The sequence below is a fragment of the Siccirubricoccus soli genome, assembly GCF_024178315.1.
Taxonomy (GTDB): Bacteria; Pseudomonadota; Alphaproteobacteria; order Acetobacterales; family Acetobacteraceae; genus Siccirubricoccus; species Siccirubricoccus soli.
In genome coordinates this window covers 1-18,528 of record NZ_JAMZIK010000071.1, presented here as the reverse complement: position 1 = coordinate 18,528, position 18,528 = coordinate 1, and the positions used below count along the sequence as shown (strand labels likewise).

Annotated in this window: 15 protein-coding genes and 1 tRNA gene; 11 read left to right on the top strand and 5 right to left on the bottom strand. The window is 70.9% G+C overall.

Going from position 1 to position 18,528, the window contains the following annotated elements:
• Positions 1-197 precede the first annotated feature (197 nt).
• Together NJ376_RS12160 and NJ376_RS12155 are read right to left on the bottom strand one after the other, a co-directional pair.
• Positions 198-1,940 carry an MFS transporter gene (locus tag NJ376_RS12160; protein WP_252953533.1) on the bottom strand — a complete coding sequence of 581 codons (1,743 nt, stop codon included), beginning with the start codon at positions 1,938-1,940 and terminating at the stop codon, positions 198-200.
• Positions 1,941-2,398: 458 nt separating this feature from the next.
• Positions 2,399-3,592 (bottom strand): MFS transporter, encoded by a 1,194-nt coding sequence (locus tag NJ376_RS12155; protein WP_252953532.1) that lies wholly within the window; start codon positions 3,590-3,592, stop codon positions 2,399-2,401.
• A gap of 215 nt (positions 3,593-3,807) precedes the next feature.
• On the opposite strand from NJ376_RS12155, the gene NJ376_RS12150 reads away from it, so the two are divergent.
• From NJ376_RS12150 to NJ376_RS12110, 9 genes are all read left to right on the top strand, one after another.
• Positions 3,808-3,883, top strand: a tRNA-Glu gene (locus tag NJ376_RS12150).
• A gap of 450 nt (positions 3,884-4,333) precedes the next feature.
• Positions 4,334-4,795 carry a PTS sugar transporter subunit IIA gene (locus NJ376_RS12145; protein ID WP_252953531.1) on the top strand — a complete coding sequence of 154 codons (462 nt, stop codon included), beginning with the start codon at positions 4,334-4,336 and terminating at the stop codon, positions 4,793-4,795.
• An 86-nt stretch (positions 4,796-4,881) separates the two neighbouring features.
• A complete protein-coding gene (locus NJ376_RS12140) occupies positions 4,882-7,767 on the top strand; it encodes a monovalent cation/H+ antiporter subunit A (RefSeq protein ID WP_252953530.1) in 2,886 nt (961 codons plus the stop codon).
• The gene (locus NJ376_RS12135) at positions 7,767-8,108 is read left to right on the top strand and encodes a Na+/H+ antiporter subunit C (RefSeq protein ID WP_252953529.1); all 342 of its coding nucleotides are present in this window, start codon (positions 7,767-7,769) and stop codon (positions 8,106-8,108) included. The genes NJ376_RS12140 and NJ376_RS12135 overlap by 1 nt, the downstream gene beginning before the upstream one ends.
• Complete coding sequence (locus NJ376_RS12130; RefSeq protein ID WP_252953528.1) at positions 8,105-9,715, top strand: monovalent cation/H+ antiporter subunit D; 1,611 nt, start codon at positions 8,105-8,107, stop codon at positions 9,713-9,715. Before NJ376_RS12135 ends, NJ376_RS12130 begins: the two co-directional genes overlap by 4 nt.
• Positions 9,712-10,197 carry a Na+/H+ antiporter subunit E gene (locus NJ376_RS12125; protein WP_252953527.1) on the top strand — a complete coding sequence of 162 codons (486 nt, stop codon included), beginning with the start codon at positions 9,712-9,714 and terminating at the stop codon, positions 10,195-10,197. Before NJ376_RS12130 ends, NJ376_RS12125 begins: the two co-directional genes overlap by 4 nt.
• Positions 10,194-10,475, top strand: a complete 282-nt coding sequence (locus tag NJ376_RS12120) for a K+/H+ antiporter subunit F (RefSeq protein ID WP_252953526.1) — start codon at positions 10,194-10,196, stop codon at positions 10,473-10,475. Before NJ376_RS12125 ends, NJ376_RS12120 begins: the two co-directional genes overlap by 4 nt.
• Positions 10,472-10,834: a monovalent cation/H(+) antiporter subunit G gene (gene mnhG, locus NJ376_RS12115; RefSeq protein ID WP_252953525.1), complete on the top strand. Its 363-nt coding sequence runs from the start codon at positions 10,472-10,474 to the stop codon at positions 10,832-10,834. The genes NJ376_RS12120 and mnhG overlap by 4 nt, the downstream gene beginning before the upstream one ends.
• Positions 10,835-11,275: 441 nt before the next feature.
• Entirely contained in the window at positions 11,276-11,701 is a 426-nt protein-coding gene (locus NJ376_RS12110; protein WP_252953524.1) for a cupin domain-containing protein, read from the top strand.
• Between the two features lie 514 nt (positions 11,702-12,215).
• Here NJ376_RS12110 and NJ376_RS12105 read toward each other — a convergent pair.
• Positions 12,216-13,400 (bottom strand): phytanoyl-CoA dioxygenase family protein, encoded by a 1,185-nt coding sequence (locus NJ376_RS12105; RefSeq protein ID WP_252953523.1) that lies wholly within the window; start codon positions 13,398-13,400, stop codon positions 12,216-12,218.
• 387 nt (positions 13,401-13,787) lie between these two features.
• Here NJ376_RS12105 and NJ376_RS12100 point away from each other — a divergent pair, with 387 nt between their 5' ends.
• Positions 13,788-15,194, top strand: a complete 1,407-nt coding sequence (locus NJ376_RS12100) for an MFS transporter (protein WP_252953522.1) — start codon at positions 13,788-13,790, stop codon at positions 15,192-15,194.
• A gap of 306 nt (positions 15,195-15,500) precedes the next feature.
• Here NJ376_RS12100 and NJ376_RS12095 read toward each other — a convergent pair whose 3' ends face one another.
• Both NJ376_RS12095 and NJ376_RS12090 read right to left on the bottom strand, forming a co-directional pair.
• Positions 15,501-16,685, bottom strand: a complete 1,185-nt coding sequence (locus tag NJ376_RS12095) for an HPP family protein (RefSeq protein ID WP_252953521.1) — start codon at positions 16,683-16,685, stop codon at positions 15,501-15,503.
• On the bottom strand, positions 16,682-17,182 hold the full coding sequence (locus NJ376_RS12090) for an RrF2 family transcriptional regulator (RefSeq protein WP_252953520.1): 501 nt from the start codon (positions 17,180-17,182) through the stop codon (positions 16,682-16,684). The genes NJ376_RS12095 and NJ376_RS12090 overlap by 4 nt, the downstream gene beginning before the upstream one ends.
• Before the next feature lie 77 nt (positions 17,183-17,259).
• Here NJ376_RS12090 and hmpA point away from each other — a divergent pair, with 77 nt between their 5' ends.
• Complete coding sequence (gene hmpA / locus NJ376_RS12085) at positions 17,260-18,468, top strand: NO-inducible flavohemoprotein (protein ID WP_252953519.1); 1,209 nt, start codon at positions 17,260-17,262, stop codon at positions 18,466-18,468.
• Positions 18,469-18,528: the final 60 nt, after the last annotated feature.

Sequence of the window (18,528 nt, the reverse complement as noted above, 5' to 3'; positions counted from 1 at the left end):
CATGCCACGTCCCGCCCGGCTTTGCGCCGGGTCAACGCCATCCGTGATATGTCGGGTTTGAGGCGAAAGCGCGGGCGCCTGCCGCCCGCGCCGCCCGTTGCGCCGCCGCGGCTTTGCCGCGGCGGCCTGTGCTGGATCCCCGGAGCCAGGCGACTCCGGGGCCCCCATGACGGCGCGCAGCGCCGTCATGGGAAGTATCAGACGCTGGCGCTGGCCGGCCGGCCCTGCGGCTTCTCCGCCACGTCCTGGGCGTAGATGTCCACATCCTTGGTCTCCGGCACGAAGAGCAGGCCGATGACCACCGTCGCCCCGGCGATGACGATGGGATACCAGAGCCCGTAATAGACATCGCCCGTCTGGGCGATCATCGCGAAGCTCGTCGCCGGCAGCAGCCCGCCGAACCAGCCATTGCCGATATGGTAGGGCAGGGACATGGAGGTGTAGCGGATGCGGGTCGGGAAGAGCTCGACCAGCGCCGCGGCGATCGGGCCATAGACCATGGTCACGTAGATCACCAGCAGGGTCAGCACGCCAACGAGGACGGCCGGCTGCTCGCGGAAGATGTCGAAGGGATGCGCCATCTTCACCACAGTCGGGTTGCTGGCCGCCGGGTAGCCCGCGGCGGCCAGCGCCGCGCCCAGGTCGCGGGCGAAGCTCGGGCTGTCCGCCGGGATGGGCGCGGCGCCCTGGATGCGCACCGCGGCGACGCTGCCGGGCGGCGCATCCTCCACCGTGTAGTTCACCGAGGCGCGGGCGAGCGCCGCCTTGGCCATGTCGCAGGGCTGGGTGAAGCGGGCGGTGCCGGTCGGGTTGAACTGGAAGGAGCAGGTGGAGCGGTCCGCCAGCACCTGCACCGAGATCTCGCTATGCGCCTTGTGCAGCGCCGGATTCGCCTCCGCACTCATCAGCTTGAACAGCGGGAAGTAGGTCAGCGCCGCGATCAGGCAGCCGCCGAGGATGATCGGCTTGCGGCCGATCTTGTCGGACAGCCAGCCGAAGAAGACGAAGCCGCCGGAGCCGAGCAGCAGCGCCCAGGCGATCAGCAGGTTGGTCGTGTAGGCATCCACCTTCAGCACGCTGCCCATGAAGAACAGGGCGTAGAACTGGCCCGTGTACCAGACCACCGCCTGCCCCATGACCAGGCCGAGCAGGGCGAGGAGGGCGATCTTCGCGTTCTTCCACTGGCCGAAGGCCTCGGTCAGCGGCGCCTTGGAATGGGTGCCCTCCGCCTTCATCCGCTGGAAGGCCGGGCTTTCCTCCATCTGCAGCCGGATCCAGACGGAGATGCCGAGCAGCAGGATGGAGACGAGGAAGGGCACGCGCCAGCCCCAGGCGCGGAACGCCGCATCGCCCAGCGCGAGCTGGGTGAAGAGGATCACCAGCAGGGAGAGGAAGAGGCCGGCGGTCGCGGTGATCTGGATGAAGCTGGTGTAGAAGCCGCGCCTGCCATGCGGCGCGTGCTCCGCCACATAGGTCGCGGCGCCGCCGTATTCGCCGCCGAGGGCGAGGCCCTGCAGCATGCGCAGCCCGATCAGGATGATGGCGGCGGCGATGCCGATATCGGCCGAGGTGGGCAGGATGCCGACGATGAAGGTCGAGCTGCCCATGATGAGGATGGTGACGAGGAAGGTGTATTTCCGCCCGACCAGGTCGCCCAGCCGGCCGAAGACCAGGGCGCCGAAGGGCCGCACCAGGAAGCCCGCGGCGAAGGCCAGCAGGGCGAAGATGTTGCGCGTCGCCTCGTTGAAGATCGGCTGGTTGTTGGCGTCGAGCGGGTTGAAGAAATTCGTCCCGATCACCGCCGCAAGCGAGCCGAAGAGATAGAAATCATACCATTCGAAGACCGTGCCGAGGGAGGAGGCGATGATGACCTTCCGCTCCTCGCGGGTCATCGGCGGCACCTCGGTATCGCTGCGCAGGATCGCTGTTCGTTCGGACATTCCTCGCCCCTGTCGTGTTATCCCGCCGTCGCGCCTTCCGACGGCGGGGCAGGTTCACTTCCTGCCTCTTGGCTGGCGCCGGGCAGGTCATTGGCAGGCTAGCAGGCTCTTCGGCACGCCGCCGCATCGAAGACGCGGCCGGGGTGACGATGGTCCGCCGCGCAAGATGACATATCGTTCACGCAAGGGCGAGGTAAACATCCATCCCTCGTCACGGAGGCGGCGGCCCTCAGGGGCAGATCGGGCGAAGCGGGACGGCAGCCCCCCGGCCCCGGCTGGCAGGATGCGGGCGACGCGGCGCGGGCGCACGGCAGCCGGGCCCGAAGCCCGGCACCCCCCGCAGCGCCAGGGCGGGTAGGGGCCAGCGGGCTCAACCCGCCCCGCTCTTGCCGTGACCCGGATGCCGCCGGCCGGCAGGAGCTATCGAAGTCTTCACCCTTCCTTCATGTATCGCCGGGTCAGGCCAGGGCCCGGGCCGGCGGTCGGATGACCCAATTCGCGGCCACAGCCACCGCGCCCACCAGGATCATCACCGGCCAGAAGGCATCGTAGTTGCCGGCGAATTCCAGCAGCAGCGCCCCGGCCGCGGCGCCGAGGAAGCCCCCCACCTGATGGCTGAAAAAGCAGACGCCGTAGAGCGCGCCCAGATCCGTCACCCCGAAGCGGCGGGCGATGGCGGCATTGGTCAGCGGGATGGAGCCGAGCCAGACGAAGCCCATCACCGCGGCGAAGACCACGGTGCCGAGCGGCGTCGGCGCGGTATAGGCGAAGACCGCGATCGCCACGCTCCGCACCAGGTAGATCCAGCCCAGTGCCAGCTCCGGCCGCATCACGTTGCTGACGCGGCCGCACAGCCAGCTCCCGGGGATGTTGAACAGCCCGACCGTCATCAGCGCCGTGGCCCCCAGCCCCGCCGGCATGCCGCAGAGCTGCAGATGGCTGGGCAGATGCATGGTGAGGAAGGCGAGCTGGAAGCCGCAGGCGAAGAAGCCGAGGGTGAGCAGCGCATAGCCGCGATTCGCCAGCGCTTCCCGCGCCAGGGCGGGCAGGCCGGCGAGGCCGGTGGCCGTCACGCCCGGCCGTGCCGGCGGCGGCCGCCATTCGATGCTGCGGGCGATGGGCAGGATGGCCAGCATGGTCAGGCCGAGCACGCCGAGGCTTGCCGTCGCCCCGACCCAGCCGATCAGGTTCTGCGCCAGCGGCACCAGCGCCGCCTGGCCCAGCGAGCCGCCGGCCGAGGCGAGGCCGATCAGCTCCCCCCGCCGCTCCGGCGGCGCGGCGCGGCCGATGGCCGCCAGCGCCGCGCCGGTGCCGCAGCAGGAGACGCCGATGCCGGTGAACAGGCCGACGCCGAGCAGCACCGCCCAGGGCACCGGCAGCAGCGCCGGCAGGGCGAGGCCCGCCAGGTAGAAGAGGGCGCCGCCGGCGATGACGCGGCCGGCGCCGTGGCGGTCCGCCAGCGCGCCGGTCACCGGCTGGGCGAGGCCCCAGACCAGGTTGTGCAGCGCGACGGCCAGGCCGAGCACGGTCGGCGGCAGCGCCGCTTCCTGGGCCAGGGGCAGCAGGAAGAGGCCGAAGGTCTGCCGCACCCCGAGCGCGAGGCTGATGGAGGCGGCGGCGGCGGCGATGAGCATCCAGAGCGCGGCAGGCATGCTGTCATCCGACCAGTTCGTGCCCGGGCCGTACAAATGCCATCCGCGCCGGGGCTGCCATGCGTGGCGGTCCGGGCTGTGCGGGCCGCTGCGCGGCAGGGCGGGCCGGGGCGTCTCCTCCCGGCCGCCGAGGGGTGCCGCAGGATATCTGCTGGTGGTCGCCGATGGGCGCTTGATCCCCGGCCGCGTCGCCGCTACAAGCCCGCCTCGCCTCAGTCCCCTTCGTCTAGAGGCCTAGGACACCGCCCTCTCACGGCGGCAACAGGGGTTCGAATCCCCTAGGGGACGCCAGGCTTTCCGGCGTCATGGTGGCTGCAATGACCGGCTCGGCCCGATATCGCCGGGCGACGGCAAGGGCTGCCTCCGCCATGACCCTGTCGGCGCCATGCGCCTTGGGCCATGCCCCCTACCTGGAAGCATCGTCCGGACGGCCGTGGGGCGCGTCGGAAAAGTCGTGCGATCGTCCCGCCGCGGTGCCGCACGCGATGTTTCCAGCCGCGGCCCGAAGGCGACCAGCGGCGCCCAATCCACCGCCGCCATCATGACATGAAGCGCGCCGCCTCACCGGGCGGAAACCTCTGCCGCGCATTCACCCGCAACAGAAAAATCGATACCAACTCAAGGGACCGGATTGTAACGCCAAGCTACCACCCCTCCCGGCCACATGGAGAATCGGTCATCCCGCCAGGATATGCTAGGCGGGGTCGGGCGTTTCCCCGACCAGCAAGGGTGGGTTTTCAGATGGCCATCGCAGATCTCTTTCCGGCGCCGGACGCAATCCTGTCTCTCTCGCCGTCCGGCAGGAAAGATCTGTTCGACATGCTGGCCTCCGAGGTGGCGGCCCGGCACGGCCTGCCGGAGGACAAGGTCCTCGATGCGATCCAGGCCCGGGAGCGGCTGGGCTCCACCGCGCTCGGCCGTGGCGTCGCCCTGCCGCATGCCCGGGTGGACTGGCTCGACGCCCCGGTCGCAGTCCTCGCCCGCCTGACCCACCCCATCGACCTCGAGGCGCGTGACGGCGAGCCGGTGGACCTGGTCTTCCTCGTCCTCTGGCCGGAGGCGGCCTCGGAAGGCTTCCTGCCGGCGCTTTCGAATATCTGCCGCGCCCTGCGCGACAACCAGATCCCCCGGCAGCTCCGCCGCGCCCGCTCCGCCGCCGAAGCCTTGCAGACTCTCCAGGCCGCGGACCGCTCCGCGCCCTGACCGCGCCCCTGTAAGGTCCCGATGCCCCTCCGTGCCCCGGGCGAGGCTGGGCACGGACCACGAACCTGCGGAGAGCCAGGCGCCCGATGCAAGACGCCTTCCACCTACTCGCTGCGGTCCTGCTCCCCTATGCGGGTGCGCTGATCGCCTGCCTGCTGCCGGCCCGGGCCCGCACCATCGCTTGGCTCGCCGGGGGCACCGCGCTGCTGACGCTGCTGATGGTGCTGCTGGGCTATGCGGACATCACGGCCGGCCAGATCCCCCGCGTCGCGCTGCCCTGGGCGCCGGAGCTCGGCCTCTCCTTCACCCTGCGGATGGACGGCTTCGCCGCCACCTTCGCCCTGATGGCCTCCGGCATCGGCTTCCTCGTCGTCCTCTACAGCCGCTACTACATGTCGCCGGACGACCCGATCCCGCGCTTCTTCGCCTTCCTGCTGGCTTTCATGGGCTCGATGATGGGGCTGGTGCTCTCGGCCAACCTCATCCAGCTCGTCTTCTTCTGGGAGCTGACCAGCCTCTTCTCCTTCCTGCTGATCGGCTACTGGCAGAACCTCGCCGCGGCGCGGGACGGCGCCCGCATGGCGCTGACCGTCACCGCCGGCGGCGGCCTCGCGCTCTTCGCCGGCGTGCTCGTGCTGGGCCACATCGTCGGCAGCTATGAGCTGGATGACGTGCTGGCGGCCGGCCATGTCATCCGCGCGCATCCGCTCTACCTGCCGGCGCTGATCCTGATCCTGCTCGGCGCCCTGACCAAGAGCGCGCAATTCCCGTTCCATTTCTGGCTGCCGCACGCCATGTCGGCGCCGACGCCGGTCTCCGCCTATCTGCATTCCGCCACGCTGGTGAAGGCCGGCATCTTCCTCATGGCGCGGCTCTGGCCGGTGCTGGCCGGGACCGATGCCTGGTTCTGGATCCTCTGCCCGGCCGGCCTCATCACCCTGGTGGTCGGCGCCTACGTCGCCATCTTCCAGCACGACATGAAGGCGCTGCTGGCCTACTCCACCATCAGCCATCTCGGCCTGATCACGCTGCTGCTCAGCCTGAACAGCGACCTCGCCATGGTCGCCGCCGTCTTCCACACGATCAACCACGCGACCTTCAAGGCCTCGCTCTTCATGGCGGCCGGCATCATCGACCATGAGACCAGCACCCGCGACATCCGCCGCCTCTCGGGCCTCAACCAGTCCATGCCCTTCACCGCCCGGCTGGCGCTGGTGGCGGCCGCGGCCATGGCCGGCGTGCCGCTGCTCAACGGCTTCATCTCCAAGGAGATGTTCTTCACCGAGGCGCTGACCGCCGCGACCACCCCCACCCTGCTGCACAGCATCCTGCCGGTGGCCGCGGCGCTGGCCAGCATCCTCGCCGTCACCTACTCGCTCCGCTTCATCCATGGCGCCTTCTTCGGGCCGGAGACGGACGACCTGCCGAAGACGCCGCACGAGCCGCCGCAATTCATGCGCGTGCCGGTGGAGATCCTGGTCTTCGCCTGCATGGTCGTCGGCATCCTGCCCTCCGCCACGGTGGGGCCGGTGCTCGACCTCGCGGCGCGCTCCATCCTGGGCGAGGCCACGCCGGACTACAGCCTGGCCGTCTGGCACGGCTTCAACCTGCCGCTGGTGATGAGCCTCATCGCCCTCGCCGGCGGGGTAGTGCTCTACCGCCTGCTCTACCGGCACCTGAATGCCGGCATCGACGGCACGCCGCTGCTGGAGCGGCTGGACGGCCGCCGGGCCTTCGACCAGGTGATGGTCTTCATCTCCTGGCGCTTCGCCCGCGCGCTGGAACGGCTGGTCGCCACGGACCGGCTGCAGATGCAGCTCCGGCTGCTGGTCTGCATCGCCTTCCTCGCCGCCACTCTGGCGCTGCTGCCGCACGGCCTGGCCCCTGGCGGCGTGGAGCTCACCCGGCCCGATCCGGTGGTGGCGCTGCTCTGGGTGGTGGGCGGCGCCTGTGCCATCGCCGCCGCCTACCAGGCCAAGTACCACCGGCTCGCGGCGCTCGTCATGCTGGGCGGCGCCGGGCTCGCCACCTGCCTGACCTTCGTCTGGTTCTCGGCGCCCGACCTCGCGCTGACCCAGCTCCTGGTCGAGATCGTGACCACGGTGCTGATGCTGCTCGGCCTCCGCTGGATGCCGAAGCGCATGGAAAGCGCGAGCTCGGGCCACATCCTCGCCCGGCTGCGGCGCGGGCGGGACCTCGTCATCGCCGCCGCCGCCGGCCTCGGCCTCGCGGCCATCTCCTACGCCACCATGACGCGCGTCTCGCCCGACGGCATCTCCCGCCAATTCCTCGAGCGCGCCTATACCGAGGGCGGCGGGACCAATGTGGTGAACGTGATCCTGGTGGATTTCCGCGGCTTCGACACCATGGGCGAGATCACCGTCCTCGGCATCGTGGCGCTGACGGTCTATGCGCTGCTGCGCCGCTTCCGCCCGGCCGCCGAAAGCGTCGGCATGCCGGAGCAGCAGCAGGGCGAGGCGCGGGACTGGCTGCTGGTGCCGGCCGTCACCATGCGCCTGCTCTTCCCGGTGATCATCGCCGTCTCGCTCTACCTGCTGCTGCGCGGGCACGACCAGCCGGGCGGCGGCTTCGTCGCCGGGCTGATGCTCGCCATCGGCGTCCTGCTGCAATACATGGCCGGCGGGACGCGCTGGGTGGAGGACCGGCTGCGCGTGCTGCCGCTGCGCTGGATGGGCTTCGGCCTGCTGCTGGCGGCCGGCACCGGGGCGGCGGCGGTCGCCTTCGGCAAGCCCTTCCTGACCTCCTACTTCGCCTATGCGGATCTCGGCCCGCTCGGCAGGCTGCCCCTGGCGAGCGCGGTGATCTTCGACCTCGGGGTCTTCGCCCTGGTCTTCGGCGCCACGGTGCTGATGCTCATCGCCCTCGCGCACCAGTCGGTCCGCCGGCCGCGCCCGGCGCCGCCGCCCCTGGTCACCGCCCGGCCCGAGCCTGCCGTCGCGGGAGAGAATTGATGGAACTCATCCTGGCCCTCGCCATCGGCATCCTCGGCGGCTCCGGTGTCTGGCTGCTCATGCGGCCGCGCACCTTCCAGCTCATCATCGGGCTCTCGCTGCTCTCCTATGCGGTGAACCTCTTCATCTTCAGCATGGGGCGCTTCCCGGTCGGCGCGGCGCCGATCCTGGAGGCGGGCGGCAAGGGCGACCCCGCCCATTTCGCCGACCCGCTGCCGCAATCCCTGGTGCTGACGGCCATCGTCATCGGCTTCGCCACCACCGCGCTCTTCCTCGTCGTCATGCTGGCCGCCAGAGGCCTCACCGGCGGCGACCATGTGGATGGGAGGCCGCCGCGGTGACCGGCTGGCTGCAGCACCTCGCCATCCTGCCCATCGCGCTGCCGCTCATCGCCGGCGCGGTCATGGTCGCGCTGGATGAGAGCCGGTCGCGGCTGAAGGCGGCGATGGGCATCGGCTCCATCCTCGTCATGCTTGCCGCCGCGGTGGCGCTGGCCGTGCAGGCGCATGCCGGCGGGGCGGCCGCGGTGCAGGTCTATCGCCTCGGCAATTGGCCAGCCAGCTTCGGCATCGTGCTGATGGTGGACCGGCTCTCCGCCCTGCTCCTGCTCGTCACCGCGTTGCTCGGCTTCGCGGCGCTGCTCTACGCGCTGGCGCATTGGCAGCGGATGGGCGCGCATTTCCACGCCCTGCTGCAATTCCAGCTCATGGGGCTGAATGGCGCCTTCCTCACCGGGGATCTGTTCAACCTCTTCGTCTTCTTCGAGGTCCTGCTCGCCGCCTCCTACGGGCTCGCGCTGCACGGCTCGGGAGTCGCGCGGGTGAAGGCGGGGCTGCACTACATCTCGATGAACCTCGCCGCCTCGCTGCTGTTCCTGATCGGCGTCAGCATGATCTACGGCGTCGCCGGCACGCTGAACATGGCCGACCTCGCCGCCCGCATCCCGCGAATGCCGGCGGCGGACCGGCCGCTGCTGGAGGCGGGCGCCGCCATCCTCGGCGTCGCCTTCCTGGTGAAGGCGGCGATGTGGCCGCTCGGCTTCTGGCTGATGCCCACCTACGCCGCCGCCAGCCCGCCCGCGGCGGCCATCTTCTCGATGATGAGCAAGGTCGGCGTCTATGCCGTGCTGCGGCTCGTCCTGCTGCTCTTCGGGCCGGAGACGGGGGTCTCCGCCGGCTTCGGCAGCACCTGGCTGATGGCCGGCGGCGTCCTGACGGTGATCTTCGGCGCCATCAGCGTCCTCGGCACCCAGGACCTGCCGCGCCTTGCCGGCGGCTGCGTCATCATCTCCTCCGGCACCCTGCTCGCGGCCGTCGGCGCCGGGCAGACGGCGGTGACCGGCGGCGCGCTGTTCTACCTGGTCAGCTCGGCGCTGGCGATCGGCGCCCTCTTCCTGCTGATCGAGCTGCTGGACCGCGGCCGCGACCTCGGCGCCGACGTCCTCGCCGTGACGGCGGAAGCCTTCGGCGAGGGCGATGACGAGGAGGAGCAGCAGGGCGATGACGGGATCGGCGTGCCCATCCCCATGACCATGGCGACCCTCGCCACCTGCTTCCTCTGCTGCGCCCTGGTGCTCGCGGGCCTGCCGCCGCTCTCTGGCTTCATCGCCAAATTCGCCATGCTCGACGGCATCCTCAACCCCCGGGGGCTGGGCCAGGGGCCGGTGCTGGTCTCGCCGGGAAGCTGGTCCCTGCTGATCGTGCTGGTCCTCTCGGGCTTCGCCACGCTGCTGGCGATGACGCGCGCCGGCATCCGCAACCTGTGGGCGGATGCCGACCGTGCCGTGCCGCGGATCGGCGCGGTCGAGATCGCGCCGGTGCTGCTGCTGATCTTCGTCTGCATCGGCATGACCGTCGCCGCGGGCCCGGTGATGCGCTACATGCAGGCGACGGCCGCCGCGCTCCACGCGCCGGACCATCCGCGCCAGCCGGGACGGGGCGCGCGATGAGGCGGCTGCTGCCCCATCCGCTGGTCTCGGCCGCCTTGCTGGCCCTGTGGCTGCTGCTGAACCAGACCCTCGCCCCCGGGCCGGCGCTGGTCGGCATCGTGGTCGCGCTGCTCGGGGGGCGGGCCTACGACCGGCTGGAGCAGGGCCGGCCCCGGCTGCGGCGCCCGGGCATCGCGCTGCGGCTGGCCGGGCTGGTGCTGGTGGATGTGGCCAGGTCCAACCTCGCCGTGGCGCGCCTCATCCTGAACCGGCGCCAGGATCCCCCGGCCGGCTTCATCCGGATTCCCCTGGCCCTGCGGGACCCGCGGGCGCTGGCCGTGCTGGCCGCCATCCTCACCGCGACGCCCGGCTCCGCCTGGGTGGAGTTCGATGCGGAGGAGGGCTGGCTCCTGCTGCACGTGCTCGACCTGGGGGAGGAGGGGGAGTGGGTGCGCCTCGTCAAGGACCGCTACGAGCAGCCTCTGCTGGAGATTTTCGCATGACGGCAACCCTGCTGGGTTGGGCGCTCCTGCTCGCGCAGCTGATGATCGGCGGCGCGATGCTGTGCGCGAGCTGGCGCGTGCTGCGCGGGCCGCGGGCCCAGGACCGCGTGGTGGGGCTGGATGCGCTGTATGTGAACGCGATGCTGCTGCTCGTCACCTTCGGCATCCGCTCCGGCACCCAGGTCTATTTCGAGGCGGCCCTGCTCATCGGGCTGCTCGGCTTCGTCGGCACGGCGGCCCTGGCGAAATTCCTGATGCGCGGCGAGGTGATCGAATGATCCCGCAGGTGGCGGAGCTTCCCTGGTTCGTGGCGCTGCCGGTGGCGCTGCTGCTGCTGGCCGGCGCGGGCCTGACGCTGATCGGCTCCATCGGGCTGCTGCGCCTGCGCAGCTTCTATGAGCGCGTGCACGCCCCGACCCTGGCCACCTCCTATGGCATGGGCTGCATCCTGGTCGCCTCGATGCTCTTCTTCTCCGTGCTGCAGACGCGGCTCGTCCTGCATGAGGTCGCGATCGGCCTCTTCATCCTGCTGACCACGCCCGTCACGCTGATGCTGGTCGCCCGCGCCGCGCTCCACCGGGACCGGCTGGAGCGGAACGCGGCGGTGCCGCCCACGATCGACCGGCGCGCCGCCTGACATGCCTGGCATGGGGTGGCGTTCAGCCGCCCTCGCTGCCCTGCCCGGCAGCGAGCCGCGCTGTCCGGCGCATCTCCTCGGCGATCTCCCGCTGCGCCTGCGCCTGCGCCGCGGCGCGTTCGGCTTCGGCTTCGTTGCGGTCCCATGATCACCGCGCGCTGTCGGTACAGCGATACCGCCGACGCTGCGACGCCATCTCTCCCGCAGCGTTGCGCAGCCGGTGTGGCGGGTCCTGGCGCCTTTCCCATCCCGGCGGGGCTCCGCTAGAGCAGCCTCCGACCTGATGGATCACCGCGTGATCCATCAGGTCGGAGATAAGCTGCTCTAGATGTTGTACTATCTAGAGCAAGAGATCCGATCAGGTGAGTCCACCTGATCGGATATTGCTCTAGGCTCCGCGGCGGCAACCAGGCGGGCCGCAGAGCCCGGAAGGAGACGCAGATGGATGACGTGACGATCCGGCCGGCTGCGGCACGGGCGACCAAGACCGCACCCGCCGAGAACTTCACCGGGACCGTGTTGCAGGATGCCTATGCCGCGCCGACGGCAACATCGCGCACCAGCGCCACTCTGGTAACCTTCGCCCCCGGCGCGCGCACCAACTGGCACACCCACAAGACCCGGCAGGTGCTGGTGGCCACGCTGGGGACCGGCATGGTGGAGGTGCGCGGCAAGCCGCCCCGCATCCTGCGCGCCGGCGATGTCGCGGAGGTGCCGCCGGGCGTGGTGCACTGGCATGGCGCGGTGGCCGGACACCTCTTCGCGCATATCTCCTTCCTCGAGATCGAGGGGCCGGACAACAACAATTGGATGGAGCCGGTGGACGAGGCGCATTACCGCAAGGTGGCGGTCGCGCCGGAGGCCTAGAGCGGATCGCCGTAGGGCGGCATCGCCCGAAGGCGCGAATCTGCTCTGCAGGCAACGGCGTAGAGCGTTTTCGGTGAACGCATGTGAACCGAAGACGCTCTAGCGTCCTGGTTTCGAACTCCTGCGGACTTCGTTCTCAGGCCACTGCCCATTGTCTTCAGCGGCCTGCCGATCCGCTGCGTACGTGGGGAATCCCACGAACGTCGCGGGCAGGACACTGGCCGGAACGCGGCGGGGCCGCATCTCCGGCCGCGATCCCCAGGGCCGGCTCGCCCGGAAACGCGAAGGGCGGGACCTCCGTCGCGGTAACGGGACCTTGCGGCCAATGCGGCACGGTGTCCCGTCGGCGCAGGTGCCTTTCAACGACACGAAGCGCGCTCGCGATGTTGCGTGCTTCGGCATCCCGAATGGGCGCCGCCGCTGCGCCGCGAAACATCGGCCGCCCCCTCGGGGCTGCACGCGACCAGGGCAGTTTCAGCCCCCGCCGCGTGCCGTCAGCCGAAGCGCAGCGGGGTCAGATCGCCAGATCCTTGGTGTTGTAGTCGCGGATCACGCGATCGAAGGTCTCGGGCGTGAAGCGGAACTGGTCCTCCAGCCCGGCGAAGGGCTGGTAGCGGAAGACCGGCTCCTCCGGGTGTGCCTGGTGCCGCGCATCGATCGCCACCTGGATCACCGCGGAGCGCTCGAAGATGCGCTGCTCGTCATAGACCGCCTGGGTCTCCGCCATGGAGAGCGCCGCCTTCTGCCCCAGCACAGAGCGGCGCCGGTGGAAGCCGAAGGTCAGCGAGATGCGGATGTCCGGCGAGCTGTTGGCGAAGGAGCCATGCACCATCTGGCGGTTCACCATGGTCACGTCGCCCGCGGCGCAGACCAGCGGCACCGCGCCCGGCAGCTGCTCGCTGCCGCCATTCGCCGCCACCATGGCCTTGATGTCCGCCCTGCCCAGCTTGTGGGAGCCGGGGATCACCCAGAGGCAATTGGCCGGCGTCGTCGGGTAGAGCTGCACCTGGTAGTTGAAGCCGTGGATCCCCTCGTCCCAGTCGGGCGAGTTCCAATGCGTCACCCCGTCCTGATGCCAGGCGACGGAGCCGCCGAGGCCCGGCTGCTTGACGAAGATGGCGTCGTTGAAGGGCACGAAATCCGGGCCGTTGATGGATTGCGCCGCGGCCAGCAGCTTCGGGTGCCCGTAGAGGCGGAGGCCCGAGGGCATGGACTGGCACATGGCGTACATCAGGAACACCACCCATTCCGGCGCATCCGCATCCGGCTTGGGCTGGCTCATCTGCGCCGGATGGCGCCCGCCGAGGAGCTGCGTCCCGCCCCAGGGATCCGCGAGCGGCCGGGTGAAGCGATAGGGCAGGCGGGCATGGTCCAGGCCGAGCGCCGGGCGGCCCTGCGCGTCCAGCTTGGCCTCCGGCCCCACCGGCGCGCGTTCCAGCATGTTGTGCGCATCGGCGCGCAGCGCCGCGATCTCCTCCGCGTCGATCACGCCCTCGAAGATGTAGTAGCCATGGCGCCAATAGGCGGCCTGGATGTCCGGGTGCAGCGCGCCGTCATCCGTCAGGCGCAGCGGCCCGCGATTGCCGATCTCGGCCGCCAGCCGCTCGCCCGCCGCGCGATAGGCCGCCATGCCGGCCGCGTGTTCGGCGCGGGAGAGGCTGCGCGGGGCTGCTGCCGGCTCGGCCAGGGTGCTGCTCATGGCGCGTGTCTCCTCCCAGGTTTGCCGGCATGGTCGCCGCATCGCCGGGGCGGCACAAGCGGCTTTTGCCCGGGCATCGGCCCTGCGGCGGCCGTGCCGCGAGCGGGCCGAAACCCTGCGGCGATGATACGCGGTCGGATCGGAACGGTGCTGCGCGGGCGCCCCGGAGATCCGCCCTGCCGTTCCATCCGCGCCCAGCCCGAAGCAGGCCCGGCGCTGGGTTGGCCCTCGGGCCACCCCCACGACGCATCATGCGCGCTCGGCACGTCGGCGGACCGATCCCGAACGCGGTTGCGTGCCACACGCGCAGATTGCAGCATCCTCCTGCGAGGCCGAACCAATCGGCCCGCACCGGCCGCAGGCCAGGGAAATGGGAGAATCCGTCCAATGAGCTCAACTGCAGTCGATGCAGCCGGCGCGCCTGCGCCCGATGTCGGACCACCGCTGGTTCCCGGTGGCCCGCTGGAGGCGAAGCACATGCGCAGCGCCCCCTACCGCAACGCCGTGCAGCAGGGGAAGCTGACGCGCACGCATTGGCACATCGCCTGGGCCAACGGGCTGGGCTGGGGGTTCGACGGCATGGACGGCGCGATCTTCGCGCTGGTCGCACCCATGGTGATGCAGGAATTCGCCGTCACCCTGCCGGAGTACCGCAGCGGCGTGCAGATCGCCATGCTGGTCGGCATCGTCGGCCTCTATCTCTGGCCCTGGCTGGCGGACCAGTTCGGCCGGCGCACGCTGCTCGCCGTCAACATCGCGATGTTCTCTTTGATGATGCCGCTGGTGGCGCTCGCCCCCAACTGGGGCTTCTTCGTCGCCGCCTATGCCATCGTCCGCTTCGCGCTGAACGGCGAATGGGCCATCGGCTCCATGCTGGTGGCGGAAACCTGGCCGGCCCGGCTGCGCGGCATGATCGTCAGCGTGGACCGCTCCGCCTGGGGCGTGGGCGCCGCCCTCGCCGGGACCATCACCGCGGTGGTCGTCGGGCAATGGGGCTGGCGCGCCGCCTTCGTGCTGCCGGCCGTGGTGGCGCTGCTCGCGGTCTATGTCCGCTTCCTCTGCCCAGAATCTCCCTACTGGGTGCGGACCATGGACCGCAAGCGACGCATCCGGGAGGCGCTGCGCAACGGCCATGGCATCAGCGCAGAGGATCGCCAGTGGATCGGCAAGGCGGAGAAGGTCGGCGTCAGCCAGCTCTTCCTGCCGGACATGCGCCGCAGCACGCTGCTCGCCACCTTCGTCGCCTGCACCAACGTCATCGCCTTCTCGACGGTCGGCCTCTGGATGCCGCTCTTCCTGAAGGAGGCGCATGGCTGGACGGCGGCGGAATATGGCAGCTTCTACGTCGCCTGGGGGCTGATCGGCGTGCTCGGCATCATCGGCGCCGGCTGGATCATCGACCGCTTCGGCCGTCGCCTCGGCTTCGTGCTGATGCTGGTGGAGGGGGCGGTGTTCCTCACCCTCTGGACCTACACCAGCAACAACACGCTGCTCTGGGTCTATGGCCTGCTCTGGAGCATCGGCTTCCTCGGCGTCTGGGGGCCGGCCACCACCTATACGGCGGAGATGTACCCGACGCGCATCCGCGGGGTCGGCAACGGCTTCTCCTGGGCGCTCGCCTTCTTCACCGGCTATGTGCTCTGGCCCTTCGTCTCGGTCTGGATCCGCGAGGCGACCGGCAGCTTCCAGCTCGCCTTCCTGCTCATCCCGGTGGTGATGCTGGGCCAGGCCGCGGTGGTCTGGTGGTGGAGCCCGGAGAATGCCGGCAAGGACCTGGACGGCATCCATGTCTGAGAACCTCCCGCAAGGCCGCTGCGCGGCCTTGCGGGGCTGAATTCCCGGGACCTCGCATGGCCTTCCACGGCAGGACACCGGGCGGCAGCGGGTCTGGCAGGCGCCCCGGGCGAGGCCGGGGTGCCGGTTCACCGGAGGCGGGGAGGGGTCCTGGACTTCCCCTCCTCCGGCGGGGGATGCGGCATCCGCCTCCCCCCGGCCGTGCGGCCAGAACGGGGATGCGCCGCGCCGGCCATCCATCGCCACGAGGGGCCGGCCATTGCCCGGCCCGGCCGGCGAGACCGCAAGGCGCCATGCCCTTCGGGCTCAGGCCGCCCGGCTGCCCCTCCCTGCCACGCCGCGGCCGAGGCCGCCGCGGTACAGGGCGGCGATCAGGTCGGCCTGGGAGATGATGCCCGAGAGCTGCTGGCGCTCATCGACGACCGCGACGTGCCGCAGCCCGGCATCCGCCATCAGCGGCACCAGATCCGCCACATGCGTCCCCTCCGGTACGGTGCGCACCGTGCGCGGCATGATCTGCCCCACCACCTCCGGCCGCTCGGCCCGCACTGCTCTCGGGCGGCGGATCATGGCGTGGAACCGCGCCGCGAAGCCCTCATACAGGTCGAGCTCCGGGCTGCGCAGGAAATCGACATCCGAGACCATGCCGATCACCCGCCGGGCCGGATCCAGCACGGGCAGCGCCCGGATGTCGTGCCGGCGCAGCAGCCGCCAGGCCTCCGCCAGCTTCGTCCCGGACTGCACCGTGACGACGTCGCGCGACATGATGTCGGCGCAGGTGATCTCGCCGAAGCGGCGCCGGTAGGCATGCATCTCCGCCTGCCGCACCACGCTGTCCAAATCGTCGCGGCTGACATCGAGCAGCTCGTCATGCTGCCGCAGGACGGCGTCGAGATCCTCCGCCTGCACGCCGAGGCGCTGGGTGGGGGCAGCGTCGGCGGTGCCGTGCGGATGGTGCCGGACCGGCTGCTGGCGATGCGGATAGGCGTGGCGCGTCGCGGCATGGAAGGCGAGCGCCGCCAGCGTGAGCAGCAGCGATTCCAGCGCGACCGGCTTGAGCACGAAGCCGTAGCCGGCGGCGGTGACGGCCGGCCCGCCCAGCACCGCGGTCAGTGCGATCGCCCCGCCCGGCGGATGCAGGCAGCGCAGGGCGAACATGCCGCCGATGGCGAAGGCCACGGCGAAGGGCGCCGCCAGCAGCGGGTCCGGGATCCAGTGCGCGCAGGTCACGCCGATGACGGCGGAGACGATGTTGCCGCCGAGGATCGACCAGGGCTGGGCGAGCGGGCTGGCCGGCAGGGCGAAGAGCAGCACGGCCGAGGCGCCGAGCGGCGCGATCAGCAGCGGGGAGGCCGCCCCGGGGTCCAGCCGGCCACAGATGAGGCCGGTGAGCAGCAGGCCAAGCAGCGCGCCGCAGGCGCCGCGGACGCGTTCCGTCAGGCTGGCGCCCATCGGCGCCGGCCGGAAGGCCATCAGCCAGCCGGGGTTCACCGGGCGATGGCCCCGCCCATGCCCGTCTCCTGCGGCGGCAGCCCGGCAGGCAGCAGCCCGAGCCGGCCCGCCATTGCCTCCCGCTGCGGGCTGGCCAGGAGATCCGCCAGGGTCCGCGCGTCCAGCACCGCCATGAAGGCGGCCATCGCCTCTCCCAGCAGCGTCTGCAGCCGGCAGGCATTGGCCAGGGCGCAGCCGCCGCGCTCCGCCGCCGCGGCCTGGAAGCAGGCGACCAGGGCCATGTCCTCCTCGGTGAAGCGCACCACCTCGCCGACCCGGATCTCCCCCGGCGGCCGCGCCAGGCGGAGCCCGCCGCCCTTCCCGCGCAGGGTCTTCACGAAGCCGCCCTGGCCGAGCTGATGCACCACCTTCACCAGGTGGTTCTCCGAGATGCGGTGGGCGGTGGCAATCTCCCGGATCGAGACCAGGCGATCCGGCCGGAGGCCGAGATGGATCAGCACCCGCAGGGCGTAATCCGTGTAGAGGGTCAGTCGCATCTGGAAGGTGTAGCAGCTTTACACCTTTTCGCCAGGAGGTTAGAAGGTGCGCCGCAAATACACCTTATGAGGCCCGCATGCCCCGCCCGCTCAGCGCCCAGACCATTGCCCTGGTGAAGGCCACGGTCCCCGCCCTCGAGGCGCATGGCCTTGCCATCACCCGCCGCATGTATGAGCGGATGTTCCAGAATGCGGCGATCCGCGACCTGTTCAACCAGTCGCATCATGGGGAGACGGGCGCGCAGCCCAAGGCCCTGGCCACGGCGGTGCTGGCCTATGCCCGCAACATCGAGAATCTCGGCGCCCTCGCCGGCGCCGTGGAGCGGATCGCGCAGAAGCATGTCGGGCTGAACATCCTGCCCGAGCACTACCCCTTCGTGGCCGAGGCCCTGCTCGGCGCCATCCAGGACGTGCTGGGCGAGGCGGCGACGCCCGAGATCCTGGCCGCCTGGGGCGAGGCCTACTGGTTCCTGGCCGAGGTGCTGATCGGCCGCGAGACGCAGATCTATGAGGAGCACGCCACGGCCCCCGGCGGCTGGAAGGGCTGGCGCGACTTCGTCGTGCAGGAGAAGCGGCGGGAAAGCGAGATCATCACCTCCTTCCTCCTCGCCCCCGAGGATGGCGGCGCGGTGCTGCGGCACCGGCCGGGCCAGTACCTCACCTTCTGGCTGGAGATCCCGGGGCATGCGCCGCTGAAGCGGAACTACAGCATCTCCTCCGCCCCCGGCGGGGCGGAGTACCGCATCTCGGTGAAGCGCGAGCCGCAGGGCGTCGCCTCCAACTGGCTGCATGATGCGGTACGGCCGGGCACGCGGCTGAAGGTCGCCGCGCCCGCCGGCGAGTTCATCCTGCCCGAGCGCCCCGAGCGGCCGGTGGTGCTGCTCAGCGGCGGCGTCGGCCAGACGCCGCTGCTGAGCATGCTGCACGCCGCGGCGCGGCTGCCCGCCGCCCCGCAGGTGCAGTTCGTCCATGGCACCTTCTCCGGCGCCACCCATGCCCTGGGGGCGGAGGCCCGGGCCCTGGCCGCCGAGGGCCGGATCGGCGTGACCACCTTCTACGAATGCCCGCGGCCGGAGGACCGGCCAGGCCGGGATTACGACCTGGCCGGCCGGATCGGCCTGGACTGGCTGCGGGCCAATACGCCGGTGGCGACGGCCGACTACTACCTGTGCGGCCCGCGCGAATTCCTGCGGGGCTTCGTGGCCGGGCTGACGGGGCTGGGCGTGCCGGCGGCGCGGATCCACTACGAATTCTTCGGGCCGGCGGACGAGCTGCTGGCGGCCTGAGCGGCCGGGCACGGCGCACGCGAAGCGCCCGGCCGCCCGGGCGGCGGGCTGCCGGCGCGG

Excerpts from the sequence above, each read along its gene's own strand:
- NJ376_RS12160 (WP_252953533.1), bottom strand. The coding sequence starts at position 1,940 with ATGTCCGAACGAACAGCGATCCTGCGCAGCGATACCGAGGTGCCGCCG.
- NJ376_RS12155 (WP_252953532.1), bottom strand. The coding sequence starts at position 3,592 with ATGCCTGCCGCGCTCTGGATGCTCATCGCCGCCGCCGCCGCCTCCATC.
- NJ376_RS12145 (WP_252953531.1), top strand. The coding sequence starts at position 4,334 with ATGGCCATCGCAGATCTCTTTCCGGCGCCGGACGCAATCCTGTCTCTC.
- NJ376_RS12140 (WP_252953530.1), top strand. The coding sequence starts at position 4,882 with ATGCAAGACGCCTTCCACCTACTCGCTGCGGTCCTGCTCCCCTATGCG.
- NJ376_RS12135 (WP_252953529.1), top strand. The coding sequence starts at position 7,767 with ATGGAACTCATCCTGGCCCTCGCCATCGGCATCCTCGGCGGCTCCGGT.
- NJ376_RS12125 (WP_252953527.1), top strand. The coding sequence starts at position 9,712 with ATGAGGCGGCTGCTGCCCCATCCGCTGGTCTCGGCCGCCTTGCTGGCC.
- NJ376_RS12120 (WP_252953526.1), top strand. The coding sequence starts at position 10,194 with ATGACGGCAACCCTGCTGGGTTGGGCGCTCCTGCTCGCGCAGCTGATG.
- mnhG (WP_252953525.1), top strand. The coding sequence starts at position 10,472 with ATGATCCCGCAGGTGGCGGAGCTTCCCTGGTTCGTGGCGCTGCCGGTG.
- NJ376_RS12110 (WP_252953524.1), top strand. The coding sequence starts at position 11,276 with ATGGATGACGTGACGATCCGGCCGGCTGCGGCACGGGCGACCAAGACC.
- NJ376_RS12105 (WP_252953523.1), bottom strand. The coding sequence starts at position 13,400 with ATGAGCAGCACCCTGGCCGAGCCGGCAGCAGCCCCGCGCAGCCTCTCC.
- NJ376_RS12100 (WP_252953522.1), top strand. The coding sequence starts at position 13,788 with ATGAGCTCAACTGCAGTCGATGCAGCCGGCGCGCCTGCGCCCGATGTC.
- NJ376_RS12090 (WP_252953520.1), bottom strand. The coding sequence starts at position 17,182 with ATGCGACTGACCCTCTACACGGATTACGCCCTGCGGGTGCTGATCCAT.
- hmpA (WP_252953519.1), top strand. The coding sequence starts at position 17,260 with ATGCCCCGCCCGCTCAGCGCCCAGACCATTGCCCTGGTGAAGGCCACG.